General features: G+C 70.5%; 15 protein-coding genes. 8 read left to right on the top strand and 7 right to left on the bottom strand.

What is annotated here, in order from left to right:
* Positions 1 to 28: 28 nt before the first annotated feature.
* Positions 29 to 862, bottom strand: a complete 834-nt coding sequence (locus AQI94_RS12825; protein ID WP_031039010.1) for an ATP-grasp domain-containing protein — start codon at positions 860 to 862, stop codon at positions 29 to 31.
* Positions 863 to 997: 135 nt separating this feature from the next.
* Here AQI94_RS12825 and AQI94_RS12830 point away from each other — a divergent pair, with 135 nt between their 5' ends.
* Entirely contained in the window at positions 998 to 1,687 is a 690-nt protein-coding gene (locus AQI94_RS12830) for a TetR family transcriptional regulator (protein WP_031039008.1), read from the top strand.
* Between the two features lie 172 nt (positions 1,688 to 1,859).
* Positions 1,860 to 2,270, top strand: coding sequence for a Zn-ribbon domain-containing OB-fold protein (locus tag AQI94_RS12835; RefSeq protein ID WP_031039005.1), 411 nt, complete (start codon positions 1,860 to 1,862; stop codon positions 2,268 to 2,270).
* A gap of 21 nt (positions 2,271 to 2,291) precedes the next feature.
* Here AQI94_RS12835 and AQI94_RS12840 read toward each other — a convergent pair whose 3' ends face one another.
* Complete coding sequence (locus AQI94_RS12840) at positions 2,292 to 3,644, bottom strand: Gfo/Idh/MocA family protein (RefSeq protein ID WP_031039002.1); 1,353 nt, start codon at positions 3,642 to 3,644, stop codon at positions 2,292 to 2,294.
* A 209-nt stretch (positions 3,645 to 3,853) separates the two neighbouring features.
* Between AQI94_RS12840 and AQI94_RS12845 the strand changes: the two genes are divergently transcribed.
* Positions 3,854 to 6,598, top strand: coding sequence for an alpha/beta hydrolase (locus AQI94_RS12845; RefSeq protein WP_031038999.1), 2,745 nt, complete (start codon positions 3,854 to 3,856; stop codon positions 6,596 to 6,598).
* 70 nt (positions 6,599 to 6,668) lie between these two features.
* Here the strand turns inward: AQI94_RS12845 and AQI94_RS12850 are convergent, their stop codons facing one another.
* Positions 6,669 to 7,049, bottom strand: a complete 381-nt coding sequence (locus AQI94_RS12850; RefSeq protein WP_031038997.1) for a PPOX class F420-dependent oxidoreductase — start codon at positions 7,047 to 7,049, stop codon at positions 6,669 to 6,671.
* A gap of 319 nt (positions 7,050 to 7,368) precedes the next feature.
* On the opposite strand from AQI94_RS12850, the gene AQI94_RS12855 reads away from it, so the two are divergent.
* Positions 7,369 to 8,736 (top strand): S1 family peptidase, encoded by a 1,368-nt coding sequence (locus tag AQI94_RS12855; protein WP_031038994.1) that lies wholly within the window; start codon positions 7,369 to 7,371, stop codon positions 8,734 to 8,736.
* 209 nt (positions 8,737 to 8,945) lie between these two features.
* On the opposite strand, the gene AQI94_RS12860 is transcribed toward AQI94_RS12855, so the two are convergent.
* Positions 8,946 to 9,131 (bottom strand): hypothetical protein, encoded by a 186-nt coding sequence (locus AQI94_RS12860; RefSeq protein ID WP_007386663.1) that lies wholly within the window; start codon positions 9,129 to 9,131, stop codon positions 8,946 to 8,948.
* A gap of 113 nt (positions 9,132 to 9,244) precedes the next feature.
* Positions 9,245 to 10,405, bottom strand: coding sequence for an ROK family transcriptional regulator (locus AQI94_RS12865; protein WP_031038992.1), 1,161 nt, complete (start codon positions 10,403 to 10,405; stop codon positions 9,245 to 9,247).
* A 169-nt stretch (positions 10,406 to 10,574) separates the two neighbouring features.
* On the opposite strand from AQI94_RS12865, the gene AQI94_RS12870 reads away from it, so the two are divergent.
* From AQI94_RS12870 to AQI94_RS12885, 4 genes are read left to right on the top strand one after another with little or no spacing between them, the layout of a single operon-like run.
* Entirely contained in the window at positions 10,575 to 11,540 is a 966-nt protein-coding gene (locus AQI94_RS12870; protein WP_031038988.1) for a carbohydrate ABC transporter permease, read from the top strand.
* A 16-nt stretch (positions 11,541 to 11,556) separates the two neighbouring features.
* Positions 11,557 to 12,489 carry a carbohydrate ABC transporter permease gene (locus tag AQI94_RS12875; protein WP_031038985.1) on the top strand — a complete coding sequence of 311 codons (933 nt, stop codon included), beginning with the start codon at positions 11,557 to 11,559 and terminating at the stop codon, positions 12,487 to 12,489.
* A gap of 10 nt (positions 12,490 to 12,499) precedes the next feature.
* Positions 12,500 to 13,840, top strand: coding sequence for an ABC transporter substrate-binding protein (locus AQI94_RS12880; RefSeq protein WP_031038982.1), 1,341 nt, complete (start codon positions 12,500 to 12,502; stop codon positions 13,838 to 13,840).
* A gap of 29 nt (positions 13,841 to 13,869) precedes the next feature.
* Positions 13,870 to 15,072: a Gfo/Idh/MocA family protein gene (locus tag AQI94_RS12885; protein ID WP_031038979.1), complete on the top strand. Its 1,203-nt coding sequence runs from the start codon at positions 13,870 to 13,872 to the stop codon at positions 15,070 to 15,072.
* Between the two features lie 29 nt (positions 15,073 to 15,101).
* Here AQI94_RS12885 and AQI94_RS12890 read toward each other — a convergent pair whose 3' ends face one another.
* Both AQI94_RS12890 and AQI94_RS12895 read right to left on the bottom strand, forming a co-directional pair.
* Positions 15,102 to 15,797 carry a L,D-transpeptidase family protein gene (locus AQI94_RS12890; protein ID WP_031038976.1) on the bottom strand — a complete coding sequence of 232 codons (696 nt, stop codon included), beginning with the start codon at positions 15,795 to 15,797 and terminating at the stop codon, positions 15,102 to 15,104.
* 103 nt (positions 15,798 to 15,900) lie between these two features.
* Entirely contained in the window at positions 15,901 to 16,704 is an 804-nt protein-coding gene (locus tag AQI94_RS12895) for an SDR family NAD(P)-dependent oxidoreductase (RefSeq protein ID WP_031038973.1), read from the bottom strand.
* Positions 16,705 to 16,749: the final 45 nt, after the last annotated feature.

Genomic DNA, 16,749 nt, shown 5'->3' on the forward strand with positions numbered 1-16,749 from the left:
TGCGTGCGCGCTCTCCCCCGCCTGCCGCTCATCGGCGAGGGGCGGCCAGGAACCCGTGCAGGGATGTCTTCATGGCCGCGACGAAGGCGTCCCTGCCCTCGTCGTCCAGGGCGTCCAGGGAGAGATACGGATTGAGGTCCTCCAGCTCCACCAGGAGGAGTCCGCCGTCGGGGGCCCGGCAGGCGTCCACGCGCTGGATGCCGTGGCCGAGGGCGTTCCAGTCGATGAAGCGCCGGGCGAACTCCAGGTCGTCGGAGGTGGGCCGGTACGGCTCCAGGGCCCAGCGCCGCTCCACGTGCGGGGCGTACAGGGCGTACTGGAAGTCGTGGTCGACGAAGTAGAAGGACACCTCGTAAACGAAGTCGACGCACGGCTGGACGAGGACCTGTCCGTCGAGGTGGCCGCGCACGTCGGCGGCCGACACGATCCGCAGGCCTATGGAGTCGGCGCCGAGCCGGGGCTTGACGACGTACCGGTCCGCGGCCGGCAGCCGGTGCAGGTCCTCGGCACGGTCGGCGGTCGGGATGACGGGGTACCCCGCGGCCGTGAGGTCGAGCAGGTACTGCTTGCCCGCCATGTCGGCCTTGCCGGACAAGGGGTTGTACACGCGCGTGCCGTTGCGCAGCGCCCCCTCGCGGAACGCGTCGTAGGCCTCCTGGTAGGCCAGGACCGGCCCGCTGTTGCGGACGACGACCGCGTCGAAGCCGTCCGCCAGCGCGGCGGCGTCCCGGGGATGGCACAGGGCGAGGTCGAAGTCCTCCCGCAGGCGCGAGGTGAGATGGATGTCCTCGTCGCAGTAGCGGCGCCCGCGGGCCCGGTAGGCGAGGTCGGTGACGTACAGGAGGGCGGGGCGGCGGGGCATGCGGGACTCCTCGGCGGGCGGGCGCCGATATTACGCGGCGGAGCAGTCGACCGACAACGCACATGACTGCACTCAGTTCCCTCACAAAGCTGCACCCAGTGCCATATCGATGGTTCAGGTGCTACGTTCGCGACCATGAGCTCCACCAAGCCCGCCATGCGGGACGCGCTGGTCGCGGCCGCCTTCCAGTTGTTCCTGGAACGGGGTTACGAGCAGACCACCGTCGACGACATCGTCGCGCTCGCCGGAGTCGGGCGCCGGTCGTTCTTCCGGTACTTCCCGTCCAAGGAGGACGTGGTCTTCCCCGACCACGAGCGGTGCCTGACCGACATGACCGCCTTCCTGGCCGCTAGCGACCCCGGGTGCGACCCGCTGGAACGGGTCTGCGAGGCGGTGCGGCTGGTGCTGCGCATGTACACCGAGAACCCGACCTTCTCGGTGCAGCGCTACCGCCTCACCAAGCAGGTGCCGGGGCTGCGCGCCTACGAGCTGTCCGTGGTGTGGCGTTACGAGCGCGCCTTCGCCGAGTATCTGCGCGGGCGCCTGAAAGGGCTGCACGACGGGACGCTGCGGGCCGACGTGATCGCCGCCGCCGTGGCCGCGGCGCACAACAACGCCCTGCGCTCCTGGCTGCGCTCGGACGGGCACGGCGACGCCGAGCAGGCGGTGGAGCACGCGCTCGGCTATGTCCAGGCCGCCTTCGGCTCGGCCGGCGCCCCGGCCGCCGACGCACCGCCCGAGGACGTGGTGGTGATCGTCTCCCGCCGCGGCGCCCCGCTGTGGCGGGTGGTCCAGGAGATCGAGTCCACGCTCGAACGGGACTGAGCCGCACGACCCCCGACTTCTTTTCCGCGCAAGTTGAGGGTACGCAGTACCTTTACGGCTGACACTCAGTGCCATACGCTGACGGTGTGCACGGCGGCACGGGAGCCGCGCACGTCCGTGCACGGTTACCCGGGCACGTGGGATTCCGGCCGAGCGCAGGGAGTTGACCAGCGTGTACCACCACTCAGGCATTGCTCGTCAGGCAGCCGGCTTCGGCACGGGCGTACTCGAGCCCGCCGCTCCGGCCACGGACGCGATCCTCTTCCAGCGCTGCACCTGGTGCGGCACGACCATGTACCACCGGCTGCTGTGTCCGGTCTGCCAGGGCGGTGACCTGCGCACCGAGCGCAGCGAGGGGGTGGGCACGGTCCGCCACTCCACCGTGGTCCACCGCAACACGCCCGCCGCCCGCAATGTGTCGCTGATCGAGCTGGCCGAGGGATTCGTCGTCCGGGGCCGGGTCATGGGCCCGCCCGCCGTGATCCACAGCGGTGACCGGGTGCGGATGTCGACGGCCAAGGACCCGGTCCGCGGCGAGCCGGTCTTCCAGCTGCTCGACGAGCCCTACCGCGCCTGGAGCTGACACCTCGACAGCCCCCGGGCCTCACCACGCCCCCGGGATCAGGTCTCGTACCCGCACCGGCCGCCCCGTCTCGAAGCAACGGTTGGCGGCGATGCCCACGCCCAGCGCCAGGGCACCGTCCCGTTCGGTGGCCGTCGGATGCGTCGCGGCACCGGTGTCCTCGCCCGCGGGTCCCGCCCCGGGGTCCACCGGCCCGAAGAGCGCGTCGAGCATGCGCGGGTCTCCCCCGCCGTGCGCCTCGTGGGCGGTCACGAGCGGTACCTCGACCGGGGGCTGCCACAGCGGCCGCAGGGTCAGACGCGCGCCGCCCGCGTGGTCGGCCGCGGTGTCCCCGTGCAGTGCGCCGCTCGCCGAGGTGATCCTGGTCCGTGGCTCCTGCCAGCGGCTCTCCTCGACCTCCAGTTCCAGCCGGCCCCCGCTGCCGTTGAACATCACCCGGTAGCCCTCCCACGGGGAGTAGGCGGTGAGGTGGTACGTCATCGTCGCGCCCCGGGCGTGGCGGACCACGAGTGCCATGTCGTCCTCGATGGTGACGGGCCCGTCGAAGACATTGCGGTCGCGCAGGTAACCGTCGTCCCGCTCCGCGTCGAGGTACAGGGAACGCAGCGTGTCGTCGGCCGCGAGGTCGAGGGCGAAGGGGTCGTCGGCCGCCGGGTCGGCCCCGTGGGCCCGGGTGTAGTCGCGGCGCAGTCCGTGGCGGGCGCCCGCCTCAGGGCCGTAGAAGCCGAGCCGCCCGTACCCGAAGACCTCCTGCGGTTCGTCGGCGAGCCACCAGTTGACCAGGTCGAAGTGGTGGCTCGCCTTGTGGACCATCAGGCCGCCGCTGTGCCGCTTCTCGCGGTGCCAGCGGCGGAAGTAGTCGGCTCCGTGCCGGGTGTCGAGGAGCCATTCGAAGTGCACGGAGAGGATCTCGCCGACGGCGCCGTCGGCGAGCAGGGCCCGGACCTTCTCGTGCACGGGGTTGAAGCGGTAGTTGAAGGCGACGGTGAGGGAGTTGCCGGTGGCCCGGACCGTGTCGAGGATGCGGGCGCAGCGGTCGGCGTCGACGGTCATCGGCTTCTCGGTGACCACCCGGCAGCCGGCCCGGAGCGCGGGGACGATGTAGCGGTCGTGGGCGGCGTCGACGGTGGTGACGACGACCTCGTCGATGTCCTCCTCGGCGAGCAGGCGGGCGAAGTGGTCGGGGTCCCCCTGGACGGCGGCGGGTTCGCCGGCCTCGGCGAGCAGACGGTTGTGGAAGGCCATGCGGGTGGGGCTGGGATCGCACAGGGCGGCGACCCGGTGGCCGGGTCGTGCGGCGAGGGCCCGGGTGAACAGCTGGGCGCGGTGGCCGGTGCCGACGACGGCCGCGCGGAGGTGGGGAGTTCGGCTCATGGCAAGCGCTTCCCCCGTCCGGTGATCCGCTAGTCCCCACGAGGTCGTTGGCTTGATCGCGTCGCCGGGCCGCGATCCACGGCCGCGCACAGACAACCCACAGACGGCCCTGCCCCGTCCTACGTGACGCGAGAGGCGCCCGGGACCGACGGGACGTCTGCGCACGGGGTTTTGAGGAGAGACCATTGAACCCTGCCCGGCGAATATGTGTGACCGCCGTGGCGGTACTGGCGGCCCTGGCGGGATCGCCCGGACTGGCACAGGCTCAACAGCCTTCCCACGCGGGATCGTTGAGCGCGACGAACGACGACGGACTGCCGCCGGGGTGGCGGATCGACGGGGAGCGCGGGGCACGTGAGCTGGTGTGGCGCGCGCCGAAGACCGTGCCCATGGGGGACGCACGCGTCGAGTTCCGCACCGGGAACCGGCTGCTCGGAGTGCCGAGACCGGCGAAGGACGGGCGGACCTTCCGGCTCGCCCTCGACAAGGCCGCCGCGACCGGACTGACGGATCTGCAGGTCACCGCGGCGGGACGCCGGTTGGACGCGGCGGCCGAGGAGCCGCGCGAGACCGACGCACAGGGGGTGCGGCTCCCCGCGCAGGCACCGGCAAACGGTGTCGATCCCGGGAAGCCCGGTTCGTACCGCACGGTCACCGGCGAGTACGACCTCCCCCCGGTACGTCTGCCGGGATTCGCCACCCCGGTCGAGATGCGCGCCCAGGTGGTGGCGCCGAAGGGTGCCACCGGCAGCCGGCCGCTCGCGCTGTTCCTGCACGGCCGTCACGCGACCTGCTACAAGCCGGGCAGCGAGGACGACGTGACCATCGACTGGCCCTGCGCCGAGGGCTACAAGCCGATCCCCAGCGACAAGGGCTATCTGCGCGACCAGAAACTCCTGGCCTCCCAGGGCTATGTGACCGTCTCGATCTCGGCCAACGGCATCAACGCCCAGGACTGGCAGGCCGAGGACGCCGGCGCACAGGCGCGCTCCTCGCTGGTACGGCAGCATCTCGCCCGCTGGGCCGACTGGACCGCCCACCGCTCCACCGCCCCGGCGGTCGTACGCGAGGCACCGAAGGCGGATCTCTCCCGGGTCCTGCTCGTCGGCCACTCGCGCGGCGGCGAGGGCGTCAACCGGGCCGCCATGGACAGCCTCTACCCGCCGCCGGCAGCCGAGGACGGCTACCGGGGGCCGGTGCGCTGGAAGGTGCGCGGGACCGTGCTCATCGGACCGACGATCTTCGGCCAGAATCCGGTCGCCGACGTGCCGTCCGTGACCCTGCTGCCCGGCTGCGACGGCGATGTGTCGGACCTGCAGGGCGAGGACTTCGTCGACGGCACCCGCGGCGTCAGCAAGGGCACCGCGCTGCACAGCGCGGTCTACGTGGTCGGCGCCAACCACAACTTCTTCAACAGCGAGTGGACCCCGGGCCAGGCCGAGGCGCCGGCCGACGACGACTTCGGGACCGACCCCGACCAGCGGGACCCGGTGTGCTCGCCGGGCGCCGCGACCCGGCTGACCGCCGCCCAGCAGCACAAGGCGGGCTCCACCTACATCGCCGCGGCGGCCCGGCTCTTCGTCGCCGGGGACAACCGGGTGCTTCCGCTGCTCGACGGTTCCGGCAGGCGGGCCCCCTCCGCCGACCCGGCACGGGTGCTGACCCACGCGGTCGGCGGCCGTCGTGTCGGCGGCTTCCTGCCCGACGCCGGTGCCAAGGTGACCGGAGCCCGGCTGTGCGCCGCGGTCGACCCGGACCCGGCGGCTGCCTGTCTGGCCCCGGACACCCCCGGCTCGTCCCCGCACTTCGCGTGGTGGGAGACGGAGAAGGAGACCGGCCGCGGCGCGGTGGACCTGAAGTGGTCCGCACCGGGCAGGGCCGCACGCGTCACCCCTGCCAAGCCGGTCTCCCTCCATGGCTCGCAGAAACTCGCGCTGCGGGTCTTCGTACCGCCGAACACCACCGGCACGACCTTCGACGTGTCCGTCACCGACTCCGCGAACCGCCGGGCCACGCTGGGCCGGGCCAGGGTGGCGGGCCTGCCGGGTTCCGAGCGGACCGCGTCCTACTGGGCGCAGGAGCTGCGGGTCCCGCTGACGGCGGCGACCAGGGCCGGGCTCGATCTCCGGCACGTCAAGTCCCTTGAGCTGACGCCCCGTTCGCGGTCCGGGCGGGCGTGGCTGATGGACGCCTGGGGTTGGGCGCCGGGTACGCCCGCGGTCAGGGCGGCCGCGATGCCCCGCGTCGACGTGGGCCGCACGGTCGTCAAGGAGGGCGACTCGGGCACCCGCACCTACCGGATCCCGGTCAAGATCTCCGGGCACGGCAGCGGCAAGGTCCGGGTGTACGTCCTCGCCCCGGACAGCGGCCGGGCCGAGAGCAGGCTGGTCACCGTGCGGCCGGGCAGCAACGCGATCGACGTGCCGGTCGAGGTGAAGGGCGACACGGCCTACGGCGAGGACGTGCAGCACGACATCGCGGTCAAGGCCGTGCACAACGCCGTGGTCGGCGCGCACCGGGGCGGGCTCACCGCCCAGAACGACGACCCCGAGCCGGTGATCACCCTGTCGCCGGTCGCGGACCGGGTGACCGAGGGAGAGACGCTGACCTGGCGGCTCTCCATCGACGCGCCCGTGACGGTGGACCTCTGGGAGCCGGTCCGGGTGCTTCCGGTCACCGAGGGCACCGAACTGTCCACCAAGGACGTGGACCCGCAGTGGCTCAAGGACTGGTCCGGTGACGTGCCCGACCCCGAGCGCCGGCTGTCCGACGCGAACCTGTGGGTGTGGCTGAACATCCCGCCCGGGAGCACCAGCGTGGACTTCGTCACGCCGACCGTCCGGGACCAGCTGGCCGAGCCGACCGAGTCGATGCGGGTCGCGCTGACCGACCGCAACGCCGAGCCGCTGCCCGACAGGCCGGCGCTGACCGGGACGGTGCTCGACAGGCCGTGAGCACACTGTCCTACGACAGCGTGAGGTGACCTTCGCTACGGGGCCCGGTCCGACCGGGCCCCGTTCGTCATCACAGGGTCACGCGGATCCCGACCGTGCCGTCTGCTCCCCGGCGCAGCTTGCTGCCGAGGAGCGTGACCCGGCCGAGAACGCCGTACTTCCGGGCCAGGAGCTTGCGGTAGCGGGCGGTGGTCGCCGCGTCACAGATCTCCGCGGTGGCCGGCATCTGGTCGCCGGTCGGGTTGCCCCGCAGGTCGCAGGGGCCGACGAGGACGTCCGCGCGGGCCCTGATCCGTTTCACCTTCCCCGCGTCGGCGACCGTCCACACGCCGAGCGTGTCCCCGTCGCGGACCACCCAGACGGGGGTGGCGACCGGCGTGCCGTTCTTGCGGAAGCTGGTGAGCAGCAGGTACTTGCCCTTGCCGAGCCGTTCAAGCTGCGTGTCGTCCATGTCGCAAGTCTAGGCAAACATGTTCGACCGGCGCAGGTGCGGCGCACGCTTCGGGGCTCGGGCCAGGGCTCGGGCTCGGCCCCGCACGAGCGGAGACCCCTGTGCGCGAGGACCACTGTGCACGGAGACTCGCATGCACGGAGATCCGGCCAACACGCTTTGGGGTATGGCTGGTTGAGGCGCCTCGGCGGGATTTCGGCGCACAGGATCACCGGCTGTCGTGAACGCGCCCGGCCCGGGGCGCGTATGCAAGGAGGGTGCTCAACGACCGGAGGGCCCCGCGGTGCAGACACCGCTTGTTCTGGTTCGGGAGCCACGCATGAGGCACGCACGACGACGGGTCGTCCGGCGAGTGACACGGCTGGCGGCAGTCGGCGGACTCCTCCTGGGAGGTGCGATGGTCACGCGAGCCGTGGCGAGCGAGCCTCCCGCGACCACCGCCGTGCCCCGCACCTACGCCATGAAGGCGGGGCAGACGGGAACGGATCTCGTGTCGCAACTCGGCAGCTCCCGTACCGCCGGCACCTGGATCGGCGCCGACGGCAAGCCGGTTGTCGCGGTCACCGACGAGCAGGCGGCCGCCGAGGTGCGCAAGGCCGGTGCGAAGGCGAAGGTCGTCGGGCACAGCATGGACGAGCTCAAGTCGGCGGCGAAGACCCTGCGTTCCGCGCCCCGGGTCGCCGGGACCGCGTGGTCCATGGACTACCGGACCAACGAGGTGGTGGTGCAGGGTGACAGCACCGTCTCGGCGTCCGACTGGGCCGCGATGGGGAAGGTCGCCCACGGGATCGGCGGTTTCGTCCGCATGGAGCGCACCGAGGGCAGCTTCACGCCCCGCCTGAACGGGGCCCAGCCGATCCTGTCGACCGGCGGACGCTGTTCGGCCGGCTTCAACGTGACCAACGGTCAGAGCGACTTCATCCTCACGGCCGGGCACTGCGGACCCACCGGCTCCGTCTGGTTCGCGGACACCGGGGGCACCAACCAGCTCGGCAAGACGGTCAGCCAGAGCTTCCCCGGCAACGACTTCTCGCTGGTGCAGTACGCCAACGGGAAGGCGGGCGACGGCGCCGGTGTGGTGTTCATCGGCAACGGCAAGGGCGTGCAGATCACCGGCGCGGGCGATCCGTCCATCGGGCAGCGGGTGTTCCGCAGCGGCAGCACCAGCGGGCTGCGCGACGGTCAGGTGACGGGGGTCAACTCGACGGTGAACTACCCGGAGGGCACGGTCACCGGACTGATCGAGACGAACGTCTGCGCGGAGCCCGGGGACAGCGGCGGCCCGATGTTCTCCGAGGGGATCGCGCTCGGCATCACCTCGGGCGGCAGCGGTGACTGCACCCAGGGCGGTACGACGTTCTTCCAGCCGGTGACGAAGGCCCTGTCCGAGCTCGGCATGCAGCTGATCGTCTCGAACCCGGCCGCCGCGGGCGGCGCCTCTCCCGCGCCGTCGGCCACCTCCGCCCAGGGCTCGATCGCTCCGGGTGCCGCCTCTCCCGGCTCCTCGGCGGCGGTACAGGGGGCACAGGGGACGCCCCTGCTGAGCCGGCTCACGGACACCCGGAACGTCGGGCCCGGCCTGCTGGTCCTCGGAGGGAGCCTGATCGCGCTGGTGGCCACCCGGTACATCCGCTCGGAACAGGACCGCAAGGCGTATCAGCGGTACTACTCGGCGACGTGGGGCTGAGACCCGGCCGTCCCGCCAGGCCGCGAGGTCGGCCGGCGGCACCCCGCACACCACGGGGACGCCGCCGCCGGTCCGGCCGAGGAAGGTGAGGGCGGCGAAGTGGGCAGGGCGGGGCGGGGCGGCGGACCGCCGAGGTCGATACGAGGAGAGGGCCCATCCCGTACGGGGGCCCGGAGGCGGGGCGGTGACGCCCCGCGGGGTCCGTCGGGTCAGGCCGCCCGGACCGGCTGCGGAGCGGCGGCGGCCCACTCCAGGACGAGGCGCTGATACTCCTCGCGCTGCTCGCCGCTCAGTGTCCCGCCCGCCCGGCGCCACAGGGCCCGGATCTCCTCGTTGACCTCGTCGGCCGATCGATCGGTCACGGGTTCAACAGTGGTGGACATGGTGTGAAGCATACGGCTCCGGAAGTGAAGGCGCCGTGAGTAATCACACCAGAAACCGTCATATCGGACAGTGTTACTGATCACGCCCGGGTGCTGGCGCCCCCTGTCAAGACCTGTGGCCCGCTTCACACTTCGGCCGCACCGAGGACCAGCACCTGGATCGCCAGCACGGCGGCCCCCCGGGCCCAGTCGTGGAAGTCGGACACTCTCGTCTCCAGGTCGATCGGGGTGGCCAGGGGGTGGCGGTGGGAGCGGATCGCGTCCTCGACCGTCCTGCCCGCCACGTCCATCAGGCCGACGCCTTCTCCGGCCAGCATGATCTTCTGCGGCATGGCGAAGTTGGCGATCTGGGCGACCAGGACACCGAGGGCGCGCCCGGCCTCGTCGATGACGCGGGCGGGCATGGCGTCGCCGGCCGCGGCGAGGGCGAGGATCTCCTCGTAGGTGTGGTCGCGGCCGGTGGCGGCCTGCACCTGATAGCGGATGTTGGGAATGGTGAGCAGGGAGACCGCGCTGCCGCGGTTGCCGTCGGGCGTGAGGGGCCCATGGGGGTCGATGATCCAGTGCCGCCCGAAGCCGCGGTCCTCCTCGGCGTAGGGGACGCGCCGGCCGCCGATGACCAGGCCGTAGCCGATGCCGGCACCGATGGTGAGGACGACGAAGCGGTCGAGGCCGCGACCCGCGCCGAACCATGTCTCCGCCTCGACGAGGGCGGCCACGTCGTTCTCGACGACCACCGGCAACCCCGTGCGCTCCTCGACGAGTTCACCGAGGGGGACGTCCCGCCAGTGCAGGAAGGGGGACTCGCCGACCACGGCACGTTCCTGGACGAAGCCGCCGACCCCGATGCCAATGCCGGCGAGCCGTGGGTACGAGCGGGCCAGTTCGCGCGTCATCTCCGCGAGCAGGTCGGCGACTTCGGCGGGGTCGTGGCTTGCGAGGGGCCGGTCGTGGCGGGCGACGATCTCGCTCCGGAGGGTGGTGACGACGCCGTAGACCATGTCCTCGGTGATCTTGAAGCCGATGAAGGACCGGGACTCGGCGACGACGTCGAGGGGTTGCGAGGGGCGCCCCTGGCGCACCTCGGCCGGGGCGCCCGCCTCGGGGACCTCGATCAGCAGACCCGACTCGATGAGCGGTTTGGTCAGCCGGGTGAGGCTGCCCGCGGAGAGGTCGAGCCGGTGGGCGAGTTCGGTGCGCGACAGCGGGCCGTGGACGAGCACCTCGATCGCCACCGAGCGCTCACCGGCGCTCAGGGGTAGCCAGCTGGCGGCAACTGCGGTCATGAAGGTCAGACTCCCACATGATTTCTTTCGACGTAAAAACAACATGCCCAGATTAAGGCGGCGAGGCGGTACTGAAAAGATGTTGACCGACCTCTTGACGGGTGGATTCTTTCGCAACAAAAGTAAGTGGCCGAGGACGAGCCGCCACCGCAGACGAGGGAGTCTCCCGATGACCATCGCCTCCAGCAGCCCTCCGTCGCGGCTGCCGCTCAGCGGCGCCGAAGGGGCACGGACCGAACCGGGCACGGACCGGGCCTCCAGGCGGTCGAACGGGGGCGACGGGCGTCTGGCCGCGGTGTTCATCGCCCCGGCCCTCATCGGTTTCGTGGTCTTCCTGCTCTGGCCGACGCTGCGGGGCATCTATCTCAGCTTCACCCGCTTCAATCTGCTGACCCCCGCGGAGTGGGTCGGGTTCGCCAACTACGACCGGATGATCCACGACCCCATCTTCTGGGAGTCGCTGAAGGTCACCGTGGAGTACGTGGTCATCAACATCGGCGTCCAGACGGTCTCCGCCCTCGCCATCGCCGTGCTCCTGCAGCGTCTGACACAGTCCCCGGTGCTGCGCGGGATCGTGCTGACGCCGTATCTGATGTCGAACGTCGTCGCGGGTCTGGTCTGGCTGTGGATCCTCGACAACCAGCTCGGCATCGGCAACGAGATCATCGCCGGGCTCGGCTTCGACCGCGTCCCCTTCCTCGCCGACGAGACCTGGGCGATCCCGACGATCGCCCTGATCAACGTGTGGCGGCATGTCGGCTACACCGCGCTGCTGCTGTTCGCGGGCCTCATGGCCATCCCGAACGACATGTACGAGGCGGCGAAGGTGGACGGCGCGAGCGAGTGGCGGATGTTCTGGCGGATCACCATGCCCCTGCTGCGACCGGTGCTGGCGGTGGTTCTGATCATGACGGTGATCGGTTCGTTCCAGGTGTTCGACACCGTCGCCGTGACGACCGCGGGCGGTCCGGCGAACGCGACCAACGTGCTCCAGTTCTACATCTACCAATCGGCCTTCGGCCGCTTCCAGTTCGGCTACGCGTCCGCCATGTCCGTCGCCCTCCTGGTCGTGCTGAGCGCGATCACCGTCCTGCAGTACCGGCTCACCCGGGCCGGCCAGACCGATCTCGGCTGACCCGGAAGGACTCGACATGGCTGCCGTGACCAGCACCGCGACCACGACGACACGTGTACGGCCCACCGGGCGCCGCCCCCTCACCCCCGGCCGGGTCCTGGCCTGGACGGCGATGGGCGCGATCGTGCTCGTGACCCTGCTGCCCTTCTACTGGATCCTGCGCACCGCGCTGTCCTCCAACTCCGGGCTCGCCGCCCACGCCTCCGACCCGCTGCCGGTGGACCCGACCGGCACCGGATTCGCCCGCGCCCTGGGCCTGGAGTCCACGAAGGACGCGATCGCCCAGGGCGGCGCGGGCGGCGGGCTGAAGTTCTGGCGGTACCTGCTCAACTCGGTGGTCGTCTCGACCCTGGTGACGGTCTGCCAGATCTTCTTCTCCGCGATGGCCGCGTACGCCTTCGCCCGGCTGCGCTGGCGGGGCCGCGACCAGGTGTTCGCGCTGTTCCTGGCCGGGCTGATGGTGCCGACCATCTTCACCCTGCTGCCCAACTTCGTGCTCATCAAGGAACTCGGCCTGATCGACAACCTGTTGGGCATCGCGCTGCCCACGATGTTCATGACGCCGTTCGCGGTGTTCTTCCTGAGGCAGTTCTTCATGAACGTGCCCCGCGAGGTCGAGGAGGCGGCCCTGCTGGACGGTGCCGGAAAGGTGCGGATCTTCTTCCGGGTGCTGCTGCCGATGGCGTCCGCGCCGGTTCTCACCCTGGCCGTGCTGACGTACATCACGTCCTGGAACGACTACTTCTGGCCGCTGATGGTGTCCTACAGCGACAGCTCCCGCGTCCTGACCGTCGCGCTGGCCATCTTCCGCGCCCAGACCCCGCAGTCGGGTGTCGACTGGTCGGGCCTCATGGCGGCGACGCTCATCGCCGCGCTGCCGATGCTGGTGCTGTTCGGGTTCTTCGCCCGCCGCATCGTGTCCACCATCAGCTTCACCGGGATCAAGTGAGGGACTCCTGATGCGACTTCGTACGCTGACCGCACTGGCCGGCGCACTGGCCCTGTGTCTGACGGGGTGTGCGCGGAGCGGCTCCGCGGGGTCCTCCTCGCACACCGTGACGTACTGGCTGTGGGACTCCAACCAGCAGCCCGCCTACCAGGCCTGCGCCAAGGACTTCGAGCAGCGCAACCCCGGACTGCACGTGAAAATAACCCAGTTGGGCTGGGACGACTACTGGACCAAGCTCACCGCGAGCTTCATCGCGGGCACCGAGCCGGACGTGTTCACCGACCACATCCAGAAGTTCGGCCAGTTCGCCGACCTGAAGGTCCTCGAACCGCTCGACGACCTGGGCATCGACGAGTCCGCCTACCAGCCCGGGCTCGCGGCCAACTGGATGGGCCAGGACGGCCACCGCTACGGCTCCCCCAAGGACTGGGACACCGTCGCCCTCTTCTACAACAAGAAGATGACCGACGCGGCCGGGCTCACGGCGGCCCAGCTGAACGACCTCGCCTGGAACCCCGGGGACGGCGGCAGCTTCGAGAAGGCCGTCGCCCACCTCACCGTCGACAGGAACGGCAAGCGGGGCGACGAGCCGGGCTTCGACAAGAACCACGTCAAGGTGTACGGCCTCGCCACCAACGGCGGCGGGGACGGCGACGGCCAGACCCAGTGGAGCACCTTCACCGCCTCCGCCGGCTGGAGCTACACGGACAAGAAGCGGTGGGGCACGAAGTACAAGTACGACAGCCCCGCCTACCAGTCCGCCGTCAAGTGGTACTTCGGGCTGGCGAAGAAGGGCTACATGGCGCCCTTCACCGACTACAACTCCCAGTCCAACCAGGCCAACACCCAGATCGCGGCCGGCAAGGCGGCGACCGCCTTCGACGGCGCCTGGATGATCTCGACGTACGCCGGGTTCAAGGGCCTGGACATGCGTACCGCGGTCACGCCCGAGGGCCCCACCGGCAAGCGGGCCACCATGATGAACGGTCTCGCCGACTCCATCACCAAGAACGCCCGCAACAAGGAGGGCGCCCGCAAGTGGGTGAAGTACCTGGCGTCGGACGAGTGCCAGAGGACGGTGGGCGGCTACGGCATCGTGTTCCCCGCCACCCCTGACGGCACCGCGGCCGCCGTGGCCGCCTACCGGAAGAAGGGGATCGACGTCACGGCCTTCACCGAGCCGGTCGCCGACAAGAAGGACTTCACGACCTTCTCCTACCCCATCACCAACTACGCCGCGGACGTGTACGCGTTGATGCATCCCGCCATGCAGGACATCTTCGGCAACGGCCGGTCCGTGACCAGCCTCGACCAGACCAACGACCAGATCAACCTGATCCTCTCGCAGTGATCCCGCGACCAGTGAAGGGCACGCACTTCATGACGTTCTCCCTCGGCATCGTCGGCGCCGGCCAGTTCTCCGGCCAGTTCGCGACGCTGTTCCAGGCCCACCCCGGCGTCGGCGACGTGTACGTCACCGATCTGCTGCCCGAACGCGCCGAGCAGCTCGCCTCGGCGCAGGGACTGGCCGGCACCTTCCCCACCTACGAGGCCATGCTGGAGTCGAAGGAGGTCGACGCGGTCGCGATCTTCACCCAGCGCTGGACGCACGGCCCCCTGGTGCTCCAGGGCCTGAACGCCGGCAAGCACGTGTACTCCGCGGTCCCCATGGCCATCACCACCGAGGAGATAGCGGCGATCATCGACGCGGTCCGGGCGACCGGGCTGACGTACATGATGGGCGAGACCAGCCAGTACAACCCGGCGACCGTGCACGCCCGCAACCAGATCGCCGAGGGTGCCTTCGGGCGGCTCTTCTACGCCGAGGGCGACTACGTCCACGACATGGACCTCGGGTTCTACGAGGCGTACCAGTACAGCGGCGGCGAGAAGTGGAAGGAGACCGCCAGCTATCCCCCGCTGCTCTACCCCACGCACTCGGTGGGCGGGGTGCTGGGTGCCTGGCAGACGCACGCGGTGAGCGTGTCGGCGATCGGTGTGGTCGACGACCGCGGCGACGGCGTGTTCGACAAGGAGGTCAGCCGGTTCGGCAACGACTTCTCCAACGCGACCGCCCTGTTCGAGGTGGCGGGCGGCGGGTCGTTCCGTACGAACGAGTTCCGGCGGGTCGGCTATCCGTCCCACATCCGGGAGTCGCGTTTCCGGTTCTTCGGCACGGAGGCGAGCATGGAGCAGCTCGCCACGGTCGCTTTCTGGCAGGACAAGAAGGGGGTGAAGGACATCAGTGAGCTGCTTGAGCCCAAGCCCACCATGGCTCCTGACGATCCGTCACTCCAGCACATCGCGCCGGATCTGCGGGCCGCCTTCACGTCCGGGTCCGCTCCGGTGCACGACCGGGCGCGACTGCCCCGGGAGTTCGACCATCTGCACAACGGCCACGAGGGCAGCCACCACTTCCTGGTGGACGACTTCGTGACCGCGGTGAACAACCGCACCCTGCCGTCGGTCAACGCCTGGGTGGCGGCCCGCTACACCCTGCCGGGCATCGTCGCGCACGACTCGGCGCGGCAGGGTGGAGCGAGGCTGGAGATCCCGGACTTCGGGGACGCGCCCGACGCGTGACGCCGTCGTCACGCCGGGCGCCTGGTGTCTCAGGTGCCCGGCTTGCGGCCGTACACGAAGACGTCGTCGCCGGTCTTCAGCAGGGACCAGTACTTCTTGGCGTCCTTCGGGGTCATGTTGGTGCAGCCGTGCGAGCCGGGCGGGTTCCACATGCTGAGATTCACCGAGTGGAAGGCCTGGCCGCCGTCGAAGAACTGGCTGTAGGGCATCGGCACGTTGTAGATGTTCGACACGTGGTCGATGTCACGCCAGTAGATCTTCTTCAGGCCGGTGCGGGTCTCGTAGCCGTCGCGCCCGGTGCGGACCGGGACGGGGCCGTAGACGAGCCGGGAGCCGTCCTGGATCCAGCTCAGCTGGAGGGTGAGGTTCACGCAGGCGATGCGGCCCTTGTTGGTCGGGCACTTGCCGTCCCGGTTGGGGTTGCTGCCGACGGCCTTCTGCTTGTTCATGAGATCCATCACGCCCCAGGTGACGGATCCCGCGTAGCCGATGTTCGGTGTGATGCCGTGCTTGGTCTGGAAGGCCCTGATCGCCTTGCAGTCGGCGGTGGACTGCCTGCCGTCGACCGGGCGGCCGAGGAACTTCTCGACCTTCTTCTGGTACGGCCCCGCCTGCGTGGTGCAGCCGGCCGCCTGCGCGGGCGTGGCGCCCAGCGCGATGGTCAGCGGTGCGACGAGTCCGGTGATGCCGAGTGCGACGGCACCTCGTCTGCGTATGTCCCCCATGGCCCTGTCCCCTTCATAGGTCCTGCGATCTCTTACCTCTAACCAGGTCTTCGAGCCACTTCGTTGTACCGCAGGGCACGCTGGGACGGAACGGTGACAAAGCTCACGACGCAGCCCCGCGGTCCGGATGGACCGTCGCGTGGAAGCCCGTGTTGACCGCGGTGAGACCTCCGTCCACGACGAGCGTGGTGCCGGTGATCCACGCCGCGTCGCGGGAGGCGAGGAAGGCGACCGCGGCGGCGATGTCCTCGGGTTCGCCGACCCGGCCGAGGGGATACAGCCGCCGCATCCCGGCGAGCTCGGCCTCCCGCCCTTCCCAGGCGGAGGTGCGGACCGTGCCAGGGACGACGAGGTTGACGCGGACCCCGCGGGCGGCCGCGTGCCCGGCGAGGGTGCGGGTCAGGGAGCCTAGACCGGCCTTGGCCGCGCTGTAGGCGTGGTTGCCGAAGTCCTGGAGACCGTTGACGGAGCCGATGTTGACGATCGCGCCGCGTCCCGAGGCCACCAGGTGCGGCAGCGCCGCCCGCGAGCAGCGGTACGGGCCGCTCAGCGTGATGTCCAGGTCCCGCGCCCACTCCTCGTCCAGGTCGTCCTCGAAGAGCGGGGTCTCCGGGGTGCACCTGGCGGCGCAGTTGACCAGGACGTCGAGGGCGCCGAACGTCGTCACCGCGTGCTCGACGGCCGCCTCGACCGCCGTACGGTCCGCCACGTCGCACTCCAACGCCCGCGCGGTGAGGCCCTGTTCGCGCAGACGCGCGGCCGTGTCCTCGACCACCAGCCCGTCGCGGTCGGTCAGCACGACCCGCGCCCCCTCCTCGGCGAGCCTGCGGGCCACCGCCGCGCCGATTCCGCGGGCGGCGCCCGTCACCAGTGCCGTGTGTCCCTCGAAGCGCTCGGTGTGGGTCATGCGCCGAAGATAGCTCCTCGGTGATCAACGGGGCAGATACCGTGC

The sequence above is a fragment of the Streptomyces pseudovenezuelae genome, assembly GCF_001513955.1.
Lineage (GTDB): Bacteria > Actinomycetota > Actinomycetes > Streptomycetales > Streptomycetaceae > Streptomyces > Streptomyces pseudovenezuelae.

Bases quoted from the DNA above. Each gene is read 5' to 3' on its own strand.
- AQI94_RS12895 (WP_031038973.1), bottom strand. From the start codon at position 16,704: ATGACCCACACCGAGCGCTTCGAGGGACACACGGCACTGGTGACGGGC.
- AQI94_RS12885 (WP_031038979.1), top strand. From the start codon at position 13,870: ATGACGTTCTCCCTCGGCATCGTCGGCGCCGGCCAGTTCTCCGGCCAG.
- AQI94_RS12850 (WP_031038997.1), bottom strand. From the start codon at position 7,049: ATGGACGACACGCAGCTTGAACGGCTCGGCAAGGGCAAGTACCTGCTG.
- AQI94_RS12855 (WP_031038994.1), top strand. From the start codon at position 7,369: ATGAGGCACGCACGACGACGGGTCGTCCGGCGAGTGACACGGCTGGCG.
- AQI94_RS12870 (WP_031038988.1), top strand. From the start codon at position 10,575: ATGACCATCGCCTCCAGCAGCCCTCCGTCGCGGCTGCCGCTCAGCGGC.
- AQI94_RS12890 (WP_031038976.1), bottom strand. From the start codon at position 15,797: ATGGGGGACATACGCAGACGAGGTGCCGTCGCACTCGGCATCACCGGA.
- AQI94_RS12880 (WP_031038982.1), top strand. From the start codon at position 12,500: ATGCGACTTCGTACGCTGACCGCACTGGCCGGCGCACTGGCCCTGTGT.
- AQI94_RS12840 (WP_031039002.1), bottom strand. From the start codon at position 3,644: ATGAGCCGAACTCCCCACCTCCGCGCGGCCGTCGTCGGCACCGGCCAC.
- AQI94_RS12860 (WP_007386663.1), bottom strand. From the start codon at position 9,131: ATGCTTCACACCATGTCCACCACTGTTGAACCCGTGACCGATCGATCG.
- AQI94_RS12830 (WP_031039008.1), top strand. From the start codon at position 998: ATGAGCTCCACCAAGCCCGCCATGCGGGACGCGCTGGTCGCGGCCGCC.
- AQI94_RS12865 (WP_031038992.1), bottom strand. From the start codon at position 10,405: ATGACCGCAGTTGCCGCCAGCTGGCTACCCCTGAGCGCCGGTGAGCGC.
- AQI94_RS12825 (WP_031039010.1), bottom strand. From the start codon at position 862: ATGCCCCGCCGCCCCGCCCTCCTGTACGTCACCGACCTCGCCTACCGG.
- AQI94_RS12875 (WP_031038985.1), top strand. From the start codon at position 11,557: ATGGCTGCCGTGACCAGCACCGCGACCACGACGACACGTGTACGGCCC.